16 protein-coding genes are annotated in these 12,190 nt (G+C 64.0%); 11 read left to right on the top strand and 5 right to left on the bottom strand.

The features are described from left to right. Positions 1–26: 26 nt before the first annotated feature. Positions 27–416, top strand: a complete 390-nt coding sequence (locus tag H4I97_RS05665) for a DUF4087 domain-containing protein (RefSeq protein ID WP_182306945.1) — start codon at positions 27–29, stop codon at positions 414–416. Positions 417–419: 3 nt separating this feature from the next. Here H4I97_RS05665 and H4I97_RS05660 read toward each other — a convergent pair whose 3' ends face one another. After that, positions 420–884 carry an Lrp/AsnC family transcriptional regulator gene (locus H4I97_RS05660; RefSeq protein ID WP_182307551.1) on the bottom strand — a complete coding sequence of 155 codons (465 nt, stop codon included), beginning with the start codon at positions 882–884 and terminating at the stop codon, positions 420–422. 161 nt (positions 885–1,045) lie between these two features. On the opposite strand from H4I97_RS05660, the gene H4I97_RS05655 reads away from it, so the two are divergent. Next, the gene (locus H4I97_RS05655) at positions 1,046–1,765 is read left to right on the top strand and encodes an aspartate/glutamate racemase family protein (protein WP_182306944.1); all 720 of its coding nucleotides are present in this window, start codon (positions 1,046–1,048) and stop codon (positions 1,763–1,765) included. 61 nt (positions 1,766–1,826) lie between these two features. Further along, positions 1,827–2,756: a bifunctional helix-turn-helix transcriptional regulator/GNAT family N-acetyltransferase gene (locus H4I97_RS05650; protein ID WP_182306943.1), complete on the top strand. Its 930-nt coding sequence runs from the start codon at positions 1,827–1,829 to the stop codon at positions 2,754–2,756. Between the two features lie 12 nt (positions 2,757–2,768). Here the strand turns inward: H4I97_RS05650 and H4I97_RS05645 are convergent, their stop codons facing one another. Further along, complete coding sequence (locus H4I97_RS05645) at positions 2,769–3,140, bottom strand: winged helix-turn-helix transcriptional regulator (RefSeq protein ID WP_244658759.1); 372 nt, start codon at positions 3,138–3,140, stop codon at positions 2,769–2,771. Positions 3,141–3,309: 169 nt separating this feature from the next. Here H4I97_RS05645 and H4I97_RS05640 point away from each other — a divergent pair, with 169 nt between their 5' ends. After that, on the top strand, positions 3,310–4,191 hold the full coding sequence (locus tag H4I97_RS05640; protein WP_182306941.1) for an SDR family oxidoreductase: 882 nt from the start codon (positions 3,310–3,312) through the stop codon (positions 4,189–4,191). A 47-nt stretch (positions 4,192–4,238) separates the two neighbouring features. Here the strand turns inward: H4I97_RS05640 and H4I97_RS05635 are convergent, their stop codons facing one another. Further along, complete coding sequence (locus tag H4I97_RS05635) at positions 4,239–4,991, bottom strand: pyridoxine 5'-phosphate synthase (RefSeq protein ID WP_182306940.1); 753 nt, start codon at positions 4,989–4,991, stop codon at positions 4,239–4,241. A 391-nt stretch (positions 4,992–5,382) separates the two neighbouring features. Between H4I97_RS05635 and H4I97_RS05630 the strand changes: the two genes are divergently transcribed. Together H4I97_RS05630 and H4I97_RS05625 are read left to right on the top strand one after the other, a co-directional pair. Further along, positions 5,383–6,078, top strand: a complete 696-nt coding sequence (locus tag H4I97_RS05630) for a MerR family transcriptional regulator (RefSeq protein WP_182306939.1) — start codon at positions 5,383–5,385, stop codon at positions 6,076–6,078. Positions 6,079–6,207: 129 nt separating this feature from the next. Further along, complete coding sequence (locus H4I97_RS05625) at positions 6,208–6,708, top strand: DUF4405 domain-containing protein (RefSeq protein ID WP_182306938.1); 501 nt, start codon at positions 6,208–6,210, stop codon at positions 6,706–6,708. Between the two features lie 15 nt (positions 6,709–6,723). Here H4I97_RS05625 and H4I97_RS05620 read toward each other — a convergent pair whose 3' ends face one another. Beyond that, entirely contained in the window at positions 6,724–7,851 is a 1,128-nt protein-coding gene (locus H4I97_RS05620) for an ATP-dependent DNA helicase (protein WP_182306937.1), read from the bottom strand. A 227-nt stretch (positions 7,852–8,078) separates the two neighbouring features. Between H4I97_RS05620 and H4I97_RS05615 the strand changes: the two genes are divergently transcribed. From H4I97_RS05615 to H4I97_RS05595, 5 genes are read left to right on the top strand one after another with little or no spacing between them, the layout of a single operon-like run. Continuing rightward, complete coding sequence (locus tag H4I97_RS05615; protein ID WP_182306936.1) at positions 8,079–8,453, top strand: COG4315 family predicted lipoprotein; 375 nt, start codon at positions 8,079–8,081, stop codon at positions 8,451–8,453. Next, complete coding sequence (locus H4I97_RS05610) at positions 8,437–8,991, top strand: RNA polymerase sigma factor (RefSeq protein WP_182306935.1); 555 nt, start codon at positions 8,437–8,439, stop codon at positions 8,989–8,991. Before H4I97_RS05615 ends, H4I97_RS05610 begins: the two co-directional genes overlap by 17 nt. Next, entirely contained in the window at positions 8,991–9,779 is a 789-nt protein-coding gene (locus H4I97_RS05605; protein WP_182306934.1) for an anti-sigma factor family protein, read from the top strand. Before H4I97_RS05610 ends, H4I97_RS05605 begins: the two co-directional genes overlap by 1 nt. 51 nt (positions 9,780–9,830) lie before the next feature. After that, positions 9,831–11,117, top strand: coding sequence for an SDR family oxidoreductase (locus tag H4I97_RS05600; RefSeq protein ID WP_182306933.1), 1,287 nt, complete (start codon positions 9,831–9,833; stop codon positions 11,115–11,117). Beyond that, a complete protein-coding gene (locus H4I97_RS05595) occupies positions 11,117–11,596 on the top strand; it encodes a DUF2269 family protein (RefSeq protein ID WP_182306932.1) in 480 nt (159 codons plus the stop codon). The genes H4I97_RS05600 and H4I97_RS05595 overlap by 1 nt, the downstream gene beginning before the upstream one ends. Here the strand turns inward: H4I97_RS05595 and H4I97_RS05590 are convergent. After that, positions 11,588–12,181 (bottom strand): LysE family translocator, encoded by a 594-nt coding sequence (locus H4I97_RS05590; RefSeq protein WP_182306931.1) that lies wholly within the window; start codon positions 12,179–12,181, stop codon positions 11,588–11,590. The genes H4I97_RS05595 and H4I97_RS05590 overlap by 9 nt on opposite strands. Positions 12,182–12,190 lie beyond the last annotated feature (9 nt).

Below are 12,190 nucleotides of genomic sequence, written 5' to 3'. Positions count from 1 at the left end.
ACGTCAATCCTTCACGGAGCACACCGATGCGGGCCCCTTTCTCTTCAATGTTGATCGCCGCCGCTGTGGCCGCACTGCCGAGTATCGCCCTCGCGGCCGAGAACCGTTGCGGCTGGGTACAGAATCCAACCCCCGGCAATTATTGGCTCGACGACCGCGACGGCACCTGGATCATCGCGACCCAGGGCTCGGAAGACGAAGCGTTGGGCATGGAGAACATGGGCGACATCTCCGCCGGAGACTACGTCAAGACCAACGGCTATTACGGCTATGCATGCGGCTGCATGAAGGTCGAGACGGAGCGCAACACCGATCCGCAGGACTCCGCGGCCGGTCGGATCACGGCGATCTATTCGTTCAAGCAGCTCACAATCGCCAAGTGCAGCGCCGACAAGAGCCTGCCGGCCCCGGAATAATTCTCATTCGGCATAGTTGACCGGAACCGCCTCCCCGGCCTTCAGCGTTTCCATCGATATGAAGGCTGAAACGTCGAAGAGTTCGATACGCCGCACGAGCCGCCGATAGACGACGTCATATTGCTCGACCCGCGGAACGGCGATCTTCAGCAGGTAATCGTAACTTCCCGTCAGCCGATGTGCTTCCACGACCTCGGGAATGTCGCTGATCGCACGGCGGAAGGCTTCCGTCCAGTCCTCGGAATGATGCGAGGTCTTCACCAGCGCGAAGACGGTGGTCGGCACCCCGACCCTGTCGCGATCGAGGATCGCGACCCGTCTTGCAATATATCCAGCCTCCTCCAGCCGTTGGATGCGGCGCGAGCAGGCCGAGGGCGAAAGCGCCACCAGTTCGGCGAGCTGCGACACCTGTATGGTCGCATCATGCTGCAACGCATCCAGAATCTTCCGATCACGCTCGTCCAGCACCTCTCGCTCCTGTTCGCGACTGATCATGCACACCGGGCGCGCGTACTCTAATCCTGACGCAAACCCGATGCATACATTAGCAGCCCGTTCCCGAAGTTTGCAATCCACTTGCTGGGCCACGGCCGGATAATCCCTGCAAACTCCAGCAAGGGAACCCGACCATGAAAACAATCGGCCTCATTGGCGGCATGAGCTTCGAAAGCTCGGCGGTCTATTACCGTCATATCAACGAGATGGTCCGCAGCCGCCTCGGCGGCATCGCCTCGGCCGAAGTCCTGATGCACTCGGTCAACTTTGCCGAGATCGTCGGCTATCAGAAGGCCGGCCGATGGGATCTCGCCGAGAAACGCCTCGGCGATTGCGCCCGCGGCCTCGAAGCGGCGGGTGCCGATTGCGTGCTGATCTGCACCAACACCATGCATCTCGTCGCCGACGCCGTCGCAGCCCGCGTCGACATCCCCCTCATCAACATCATCGACGAAACGGCTGCGGCGATCCGCACCGAAGGGTTCAAGCGCCCTCTCCTCCTCGCCACCCGCTACACGATGGAGCACGGCTTCTACACCGAGCGCATGCGCAAGCAGGGCCTCGACCCAATGGTGCCCGAAGAGGCGGACCGGCAAACCGTCCATGACGTCATCTTCGACGAACTCTGCGCCGGCAATATCATCGACGCTTCGCGCGACGCCTATCTCGCCATCATCGACAAGGCGAAGGCCGCCGGCGCCGATTGCGTCATTCTCGGCTGCACGGAGATTTGCCTGCTGATCGATCCCGATCAGCTCTCGCTTCCCGGCTTCGACTCCACCCGGATTCACGCAGCAGCCGCAGTGGAATTCGCGATGTCGGAGGCCGAACTCGGCAAACAAATGGTTGCCTGAGTCAACTATTTAGTTGTCATAGTCTCATTTCTGTCCTATCCGGTATTCGAGGGAGAAAACGATGCCGGAAAAACGAGACCTGACGACCATAGATGCGGTGCGTGCCTTCAACCGGTTATACACCGATCGCATCGGCATTCTCGACCGCGCCTATCTCAAGGCGAACTGCACGCTGGCGGAAGCGCGCGTGATCTACGAGCTCGGTGCCCGCGGGCAAGCCTCGGCCGCCGAACTCGTCCGCGACCTGTACCTCGATCCTGCCTATCTCAGTCGCATCCTCAAGGCCTTCCGGGTGAAGAAGCTGGTCGAACAGACCCGCGATCCGGCAGACGGCCGCAGCCAGCTTTTGGCACTGACCGCTGGCGGCATGGCCGAATTCGAAGCCCTCGCAAATCTCTCCAGAGAACAGCTCGCGACCATGCTGGAGGAGCTCGGCCCCGCCGAACGCGGAACGCTGGTCGAGGCGATGGCGACCATCTCCCGCCTTCTCGACGGCGACAGGCGCAACGCGGTCCCGCCGGTGCTGCGGCCGCACCAGCCGGGCGATCTCGGCTGGATGGTGCAGTCGCAGGCGGAATTCTACACCCGCGAATTCAGCTGGAACGATCAGTTCGAGGCGCTCGTCAGCGACGTCGCCTCGAAATTCCTGGCGAATTTCGACGCCGCTAAGGAGCGTTGCTGGATCGCCGAGCGACATGGCGTCCGGATCGGCTCGATTCTGGTGATGAACGGCGGCGACGGCGTCGCCAAGTTGCGGCTGCTCTATGTCGACGAAGCCGCCCGTGGGCTCGGGCTCGGGCGCCTGCTGGTCGACCAGTGCATCGAATTCGCGCGCCGCAGCGGCTATCGGCGCATGACGCTGTGGACCAACGACATTCTGCACGCGGCGAGGCACATCTACATCAAGGCCGGGTTCAGGCTGGACTCGGAGCAGCGCCACACGTTGTTCGGCCCGGAGCTGAACGGCCAGACATGGGCGCTCGATCTTTAGCGCAGATCGGGCTCAGACACCCTCGGCATCGAACCGGCGCCGCGCCTCACGCACGGTGAGGTAATTGTCCTCCGCCCATTGCAGCAGGCCCGTCAGCGCGCCGTAGAGCGAGTGCCCGAGGTCGGTCAGCCGATACTCGACGCTCGGCGGCTTGGTCGGAAACACGGTCCTGTGCACGTAGCCGTCGCGCTGCAGGTCACGCAGGGTCTGGGTGAGCATGCGCTGCGAAATGTCCGGAACAAGTCGCCGCAACTCACCGAAACGATAGGGTTTTTCCGAAAGCGCCAACAGGATGAGCGTCGACCATTTGCCGCCGATATGGTCGATGACGGTGCGAACGGGGCAGTTTTCCAGAGGAGACTCTTCGCCGCCGAAACCGGACATCTTGGTTTTGAAATCGAAGCGCGCGACGGTCATAGTGGTTCCCTTTCGGTAACGTGGTCACGAAAAACTGCCTTCTTTACAAGTGCAGGTCAATTCCCAAATTAGCGCTACTCTCTTTTTGAGAGCGCCAAAACACGGACATCTCCGTCCAAGCATCAAGGGAATTACCATGAGCAAGATCCTCGTCAGCGGCGCCTCCGGCCATCTCGGCCGCCTCGTCATCCAGAGCCTTCTCGAGTCCGGCAAGGTCGCCCCTGCCGACATCGTCGCCGGCAGCCGCGATACGGCCAAGCTCGCCGATCTGGCGGCGAAGGGCGTCGAAACCCGCCGCGTCGACTTCGACGACGCAAACCTCGCCGCCGCCTTTGCCGGCATCGACCGGCTGCTGATCATCTCGACCGACACGCTCGATCGCCCCGGCCACCGCCTCAGCCAGCATCGCGCGGCCGTTGCCGCCGCCAAGGCCGCCGGCGTCGGACGGATCTCCTACACGTCGATGATCAACCCCGAGACCAGCCTCGTCAGCTTCGCACCGGACCATGCCGGCACCGAGCAGGCGATCCGCGACAGCGGCCTCGCCTACACGATCTTCCGTAACGCATGGTACATGGAGAACCTCTTCATGAGCCTGCCGCAGGCGCTGGCATCCGGTAGCTGGTACACGTCCGCCGGCAAGGGCCGCAACGCCCACGCCGCCCGCGCCGACATCGCCCGCGCCATCGCCGGCGCACTCGTGTCGGAGGCATCCGGAAACGCCGTTTACAATCTTACCGGTCCGGCAGCACTTTCCACGGACGAGATCGCCGCGCTGGTGCGCGAAGCGACCGGCAAGCCGCTCGCCGTCGTTAATCTGACGGACGAACAGCTCGCAGGCGGCATGAAGGCGGCCGGTGTGCCCGAGCCCTTCATTCCGACCTTCGTCTCCTTCGATGCGAACACCCGCGAAGGCGGCTTCGACGTCGCCACCAGGGATATCGAGAAACTGTCCGGCAGGGCGCCGGAGGATCTGGAAAGCTTCCTGACGGCCAACAAGGCCGCTCTTCTAGGCTGATCTCCAGCCTTGCGACAGAAAGGTACCGGGACGATCCGCCGCCCGTCTCAGACCTTTTGGCCGCAGGCATGGCGGAAGCGGCGTACCGTTTCCGCCATGCCGTATTCCAGCGCATCAGCCGTCAGCCCGTGGCCGATCGAGACCTCGGCGAGCTGCGGGATACGGAGGGCGAGCGGCGGCAGGTTCGCGACCGTCAGGTCATGCCCCGCATTGACGGCAAGGCCGTGGGCGATCGCCGCATCGGCAGTTCGTCCGAGAAGATCGATCTCTTTGGCCGCACGCTCTGGGTCGTCATAGCAGCCGCCATAGGGACCGGTGTAGAGCTCCACCCGGTCCGCGCCGGTCTGCGCCGCGAGCGCCATGGCTTGCTCGTCGCCGTCGCCGTCGGCGAAGAGCGAAACGCGCATTCCCTTCCCTTTGAGACGCGCCACGACAGTCTTCAGAAAGCCCTGGTGTCTCGCGAAGTCCCAGCCGTGGTCCGAGGTCGCCTGGCTCGGATCGTCCGGCACGAGCGTCACCTGTTCCGGCTCGGTCGCCTCGCAGAGCGCCAGGAACTCCTCCGTCGGGTAACCTTCGATATTGAATTCGGCCTCGGGAAACGCGTCGTCGATCAATGCCCGCAGCACCGGCAGATCGCTGAAGCGGATGTGACGCTGGTCCGGACGGGGATGGACCGTCAGTCCGCTCGCCCCGGCCGTAAGGGCAATGCGCCCGAAATGGGCGAGATCCGGCCACGGCAGGTCCCGGCGGTTTCGCAGCATGGCGATGGCGTTCAGATTGACGGAAAGCTTGGCGGGCATCGGCGCGGTTCCATGGGGCGTTGGTCTTGCAGATCGTCATTTACGGCATCGCTCGAAAGAACGCCAACGACAAAAACACATGGCTTCATGCGTGGTCTTGATGGAAACGGCGGCAATTGATTGAGCGGGCGCACCCCGCCACAATCCTGGATGGCGGAAAGCCGTCCAGAAATCACCAGACATGACCGGTCTGGTTGCAATCACCAAACTTGGGCACCTGCAGAGGTTTACAACCTTCGCAGGAGGTCGTTAATCTGCACGTTTATTCAGGAAGCTCCATGTCCAAAAGCCTTGCGCCGCCGCGCCCGAAAGGCTTGACACGGATCATCGAGGGTCAAGCAGGAAAGACGTAGACGAGACGATGTAGACGCGAGAAAGCAAGGGGGACATCATGGCGGAACGGTTGCAGGAGGGCCCGCGACAGGGCAATCGAACATCGTCTTTTGACGGCGGCTTTCCCGGCTACCTGCCGCAGATCCAGCTTCCCGGCAACATGCCGGCAGAGCCGGTCGCCATAGCCGACATGGCGAACATATTCCGCATCACCCATCGCACACTGCATTTCTACGAGGAGAAGGGCCTCATCAAGGCGGGCCGCGTCGGCCTCATGCGCGTCTACACCCATGCCGATATTTCGCGTATGGCGCTCATCAATGCATGCCGCGAAATCGGCATGCCGATCGCCGTCATCCAGGAACTGATGGAGGAACTCGCGACCGCCGCATCGGAGGAAGAGGCGAGCGCAATCTTTCAGCAGGCCCTCGTCGCCCGCAAGCGCGAGCTCATCGCCGCGCTCTCCACCATCCGCCGGCAGATGCAGCAGATCATCGCCCTCCTCTCACCCGACGGCGCGGGCGACCAGGCTTCCGTCGCCGACATGCGCGACGGCGTCGATCTTTCAGATCTGGAACGGCGCTGTCTGGAACTGATCGCCGAAGGCTACACGCCGACACGGATCGCCCGCACCCTCGACATGGCAGGCGAAGAGATCACGGCCATAGAGGCCACCATCATCCGCAAGTTCGACGCCAGCAATCGCTTCCAGGCCGTCGCAAAGGCCGTGCTGTCCGGGGTCATCGCCTCGTAGGTCCGGCAGAGTGCCGCGCGGACAGGTTGTCGCATACTTGACAATTGTCGTACCTGACAACTTTGTAACACGACCCGGTTATCGACTCCGCCTATGACTGCTCCATCGCCAACCACGATGGACAAGACAATGCCTGCGCTTCTTTCCCGCTACGCCACGCCATTCACCACCGGGCTCTTCCTGGTATCGCTCGTCTCCGGTGTCGCCCTCTTCTTTCACTTCGGCACGAGCGCGTTCCGGGAGATGCACGAACTGTTGAGCATGGTGCTGATCGCACCGTTCCTGCTGCACATCTGGCGAAACTGGCGCCCGTTCCTGAGCTATTTCAAGCGCCCGCCAATGGCGATCGCGCTCGGCCTTTCGCTCGCAATCGGAATCGCCTTCGCCTGGCCGGCGATGACCGGAGCGACGAGCGTCAGTCCGCAGGTGGCGATGATCGAACTGGTGGTCGGCGGCACGCCCGGTCAGATCGCGCCGCTCTACGGCCAGACGGAGGAGGCCTTCGTCACAATGCTCAAGGAAAAGGGTTTTGCCGCCGCGGAGGCCGGCAAGCCGCTGGCCGAGATCGCCACCGCCTCCGGCAAGACGGAGCGCGATGTCGTGATGACCTTGACGACGCTGAAGCAATAAAGGCTTCCGAAACGCTCACCGCACGATGGTGAGCGTTTCCGCCGCGCGGGTGACCGCCGTGTAGAGCCAGCGCTCGCGCGTATCGCGGAAGGCGAAACTCTCGTCGAAGAGAACGACGTTGTTCCACTGCGAACCCTGCGCCTTGTGTACCGTCAGCGCGTAGCCGTAATCGAACTCGTCGTAACGCTTGCGGGTCGTCCAGGGAATTTCGGTCTCGATGTCCTCGAAGGCCGCCTTCAGGAGCTTGATCTTGGCGGCACCCCGGTCCATGTCGTCGTCTTCGGGTCTGATCAGTAGGTTGATGCCGGGCTTCACCGTTTCCCGCGAGGACGTCATGACCTGCCAGAGAGAGCCGTTGAGCAGTCCCTTCACCTGGTCGTTGCGCAGGCAGACCAGCTTGTCGCCCGCCTGCGGGTACTCGGCAGTAAAACCCTTCAGCTCCCGAAGCCGCTTGTTGTAGCGCCGCCGCGTGCGATTGGTGCCGACCAGCACCTGGTCGGCGTCGAGGACGAGATCCTGCGAAACCTCGTTCTTGGAAATCACCTTCGCCGTCCCGTAGTCTCCGTGCATGATCTCCTTGCCCTCGCGAATATGCATGGCAAGTTCGATGATCGGGTTGTCGCGGGCCTGACGGTGGATGTCCGTCAGCAGGAAATCCGGCTCGTGATCAGTAAAGAAGCCCCCGCCCGACACCGGCGGCAGCTGACCAGGGTCGCCGAGCACCAGGATCGGGGTTCCGAAGCTCATCAGGTCGCGGCCGAGCTGTTCGTCCACCATCGAGCACTCGTCGATGACGATCATCGCAGCCTTCGCCACCGGACTCTGGCGATTGATGGCGAACATCGGCGAGATCGACGTCTTGCCGGTTTCCTCGTCCTCGACCGCCTCCTCGCCGCGCGGCCGGTAGATCAGCGAATGGATGGTTTTCGCATTCGACGCGCCGCGCGAGCGCAACACCTGCGCCGCCTTACCGGTGAAGGCTGCAAACAGCACATCGCCATCGACATGCTCGGCGAAATGTTTCGCAAGCGTCGTCTTGCCGGTGCCGGCATAACCGAACAGGCGAAAGACCGGCTGCCTGCCCTCCTTCAGCCATTTCGAAACGGCTTTCAGGGCATCGTCCTGCTGGGGTGCGAACTGCATGCGCCGTGCTTGGCAGGATTCCCCACCGTTGGCAAGCGCGACGGGGAATCCTCGAGGCTCCCTCCTCTGAGGCGCCTCCCGTCACCAGACCGTGGCGCCCCGCTCCCCTGCCCGCAGATTCTGGCAATTTTCTTCGTCAGGCAGGGAATAAAACGCCTGGTTCGGGTGTCTTAGACATCAGGCACGACCGATCGGGACGTGCCGGGCAACACTTCGGAGGTTCCGCCATGAAATCCCGTCTTCTTCTCTCTCTCGCCATCATCGCGCTCGCCGGTCCGGCCCTTGCGCAGGCGCCGGTCAAGACCGTCAAGACCGACAAGGGCGAGGTTGTCGCCGGCGACAACGGCATGACGCTCTACACCTTCCAGAACGATCAGAAGGGCGTGTCGAACTGCTATGACGACTGTGCCAAGAACTGGCCACCCTTCCTCGCCGCTTCCGGTGCCAAGGCCGAAGGGGCATACTCGCTGGTGACCCGCAAGGATGGCGCAATGCAGTGGGCGAAGGACGGCATGCCGCTCTACTTCTGGGTCAAGGACCAGAAGGAAGGCGATGCCACCGGCGACGGCGTGAAAGGCGTTTGGGATGCCGCAAGGCCCTGACAGGGAAAACGTGGCGCCGGGGAGTCCAGCCCCCGGCACCGGCCTTTTCGAAGAGGACATGCTGGCGCTGTTGCCGGGCCTGCGGCGCTATTCGCGCAGCCTCACGCACTCGGATCCCGACGGCGAGGACCTGCTGCAGGATTGCGTGGAGACGGCGCTCGCCAAGCGCGGGACGTGGCGCGGCGGCAGCCTGAAGGCATGGGTCTACACGATCATGACGAACCTGCATCATAATCGCGGCCGCAACGCCCGCCGCTTTCCCGCCGTCGACATCGGCGAGGCAGACCACCTCGAAGCGCCGGCGACCGCAGCCGATCCGCTCGAGCGGGATCGCCTGCGCGCGGCCCTCGACGGACTTGCCCCGGAATATCGCTCCGTCCTGATGCTCGTGGTCGTCGAAGGCTACGCCTATCAGGAGGTTGCCGACATCTTAGGTGTTCCGATCGGAACCGTCATGTCGCGCCTATCCCGCGCCCGCGAGCGGCTGCGGCTGGTGCTCACCGAACAGAACATCGTTACGCTCCGGAGACCAAAGTAATGCCCGAACCCGGCTCCATCGACGAAAAAGACCTGCACGCCTATGTCGACGGGCAGCTCGACGCCGCGCGTCGAAGCGAGGTCGAAGCCTGGCTCGGGGCACACCCGGAAGACGCCGGCATGGTCGCCGACTGGCAGGCGCAGAACGACGACATCCGCGCGCTCTTCTCCGGTTATGCCCGCAGCGAGCCGCGCGATCCGGAACTCCTCCTGACGCCGCAGCCGAAGCCAGCGCGACGGCTACGTCACTTCCCCCTCCGGCAAATGGCCGCATCCCTCATCCTTCTCGGTGCCGGCATCGCGATCGGACAGGCGATGCCCTCTCTCTTGGGAAGAGCGCCCCTTTCGGTGCAGCAGACGGCTGCCGCCTTGCCGCAGGAAGCACGATCAGCCTTCCTCATCTATGCGAGCGACGTCCGCCATCCGGTGGAGGTCGGCGCCGACGAACAGGAGCATCTTGCCGCCTGGCTCAGCAAGCGGCTCGATCATCCACTCAGCATCCCCGATCTTTCGCGGTTCGGATATCGCCTGGTCGGTGGCCGGCTGGTGCCCGTCGGCGGGAAGGCCGGTGCCATGCTGATGTACGAGGATGCCGGCGGCGAGCGGATTACCGTGCTCGCGGGGCGCAACGACGCCAACCGCACGACGAGCTTCCGTTACGCGACCGAAGGCACCATCGAGACCTTTTACTGGATAGACGGACCGGTCGGCTATGCATTGAGCGGTGAGATCTCGCGCGAACGGCTCCGCGAGATGGCCGAGGAATGCTACCGGCAGTTCGAGGGATGACCGGCCCAGCTCTGGTCTGACGGCACGCGCCCGACCTGCTAGTCTCCGGCCATGCGCATCCTGATTCTCGGCGGTACAGGTTTCATCGGTTCGGCGGTCATGCGACGGCTGGCTGCCGAAGGCCATGCCGTGACCGGGCTCGCCCGCAGCGTCACGCGAGCACGCGCCCGCTGGCCAGAAGTCCAATGGATTGCCGCCGATCTGGCCGATCTCCAGACGGCGGAAGCGTGGCGCCCGCACCTCGACGGTTTCGAGATCGTCGTCAATTGCGCCGGCGCATTGCAGGACGGCCTCACGGACGATCTCTCCGCCTCCCAGCAGGATGCCATGTTCGCGCTCTACGAAGCCGCGACGACGAGCGGCATCCATCGAATTGTGCAGATCTCCACCCGCGTCGACGGAAGCGGCGCCGACCTGCCGTTTCTAGCGACCAAGCGCCGGGCCGATACCGCGCTCGCGGAAAGCGGCCTGCCGTTCGTCATCCTGCGGCCGGCGCTCGTCGTCGGACGCAACGCCTTCGGCGGAACCGCCCTGCTGCGGGCGCTCGCCGCCTTCCCCTTCGTCCAGCCGCTCATCCACGCCGAAAGCCCGGTCGAGACGGTGGATGTCGAGGATGTGGCGACCGCCGTCGCACTCGCCATCGAGGGCGCAATCCCGGCCGGCAGCGACATCGAGCTTGCCGCACCCGGGCGGCTGACGCTCGAAACAACACTCGCGCTGCATCGCCGCTGGCTGGGTCTCGCCCCTGCCCCGACGGTCGTCGTGCCGGCGATCGTCGGGCGCGTGGTGACGGCACTGGCCGACCTCGCCGGCCGCTTCGGCTGGCAGTCGCCGCTGCGTTCGACCGCCATGACGGTTATGGAAGGCGGCGTCACCCGCCGCAATGACGGGGAACAGCCACCGTTCGCCATGCGGGCGCTTTCCGAAACGCTTTCCGTCCATCCGTCCGGCGTGCAGGACCTCTGGTTCGCCCGCCTCTATCTCATGAAAGCGCCGGTGATCGTCACCCTGTCGCTCTTCTGGCTACTCTCGGGCCTCCTGCCGCTTGCCGACCTCGAACGGGCCGCAAGCCACTTCCTGCCGCTGTTGCCGCCGCCGGCAGCGACGGCCGCGACGCTGCTTTCCTGCCTTCTCGACGTGACGCTCGGGGTCTGCGTGCTCCTGCGCCCGCTCGCTCGTCGCGCCCTCCTCGGCATGCTCGCCGTCACCGCGCTCTACCTCGCCGCCGCATCCGTCGTGGAGCCGGCCCTCTGGCTCGATCCGCTCGGTCCGCTGGTCAAGGTCCTGCCCTCTGTGCTGCTCACGCTCACCAGCCTCGCCACCCTGGATCACCGCTGATGCCGATCGACATTCTCCTCCGCTTCCTCCACGTCATCGGGGCGACCGTCCTGCTCGGAACGGGCGCCGGCATTGCCTTCTTCATGGTGGTCGCGCAGCGGACGCGCGATCCGGCGGTCGTGGCCCATGTCGCGGGCACGGTGGTAGTTGCGGATGGGGTTTTCACGGCAACGGCCGTGGTCGTCCAGCCGATCACCGGCTATCTCCTGGCGAAAGCGATAGGCTGGCCGCTCACCGAAGGCTGGATCGTGCTGGCGCTGGCGCTCTATGTGATCACGGGCCTGTTCTGGCTGCCGGTCGTCTGGCTTCAACTGAAGCTGCGCGATATCGCGCGTGCGGCCGCCTTGGCGGGCACGGCTCTGCCACCGACCTTCGCCTCGCTCTACAGGATTTGGTTCGCCTGCGGCTTCCCTGCCTTCTTCGCCGTCCTCGCGATCATCTGGCTGATGCTTGCCAGACCGTCGATCGCGTTATTTTAGCATCGGCCACAAGCTTGCGACCAGCAGCACCGCCATGGTGATGTTGAACCATTTGAGCCTGACGGGATCGGACAACCAGCCCTTGAGCACCGAGCCGAACCCGACCCATGCGGCCGTGCAGAAGATGCCGACTGACATGAAGGCGAGAAAGATCAGGGCGGAATCGCGGATGTAGGAATTGGGGCTTTGATAAGCCGCGACCGCACCGGCCGCCATGACCCAGGCCTTCGGGTTGACGAACTGGAAGAGAGCCGCCTGGACGAAACTGAAAGGGCGCGCCTCGCCGGCCGCCTCGCCCATCTGACGTGTCATGGCGATGTGCCAGGCCATCCAGAGAAGATAGCCGCCGCCCACCACCTTGAGGGCCAGATAGAGCCGCGGCTCGGTCGACAGGATCGTCCCGACGCCGAGGCCGACGGCGAGGATCAGCGCCCCGAAGCCGAGCTCGATTCCGAGAATATGCGGAACCGTGCGCCGGAATCCGAAGTTCACGCCCGAGGCGAGCAGCATCATGTTGTTCGGCCCCGGAGTGATCGAGGTCGAGAAGGCAAACAGCGTCAGCGCGATCAGCATTTCCGAGGTCATGACCATCCC

Origin of the sequence: Ciceribacter thiooxidans (assembly GCF_014126615.1) — a bacterium.
GTDB classification, from domain to species: Bacteria; Pseudomonadota; Alphaproteobacteria; order Rhizobiales; family Rhizobiaceae; genus Allorhizobium; species Allorhizobium thiooxidans.
This window is presented reverse-complemented; position numbering and strand designations above follow the sequence as displayed.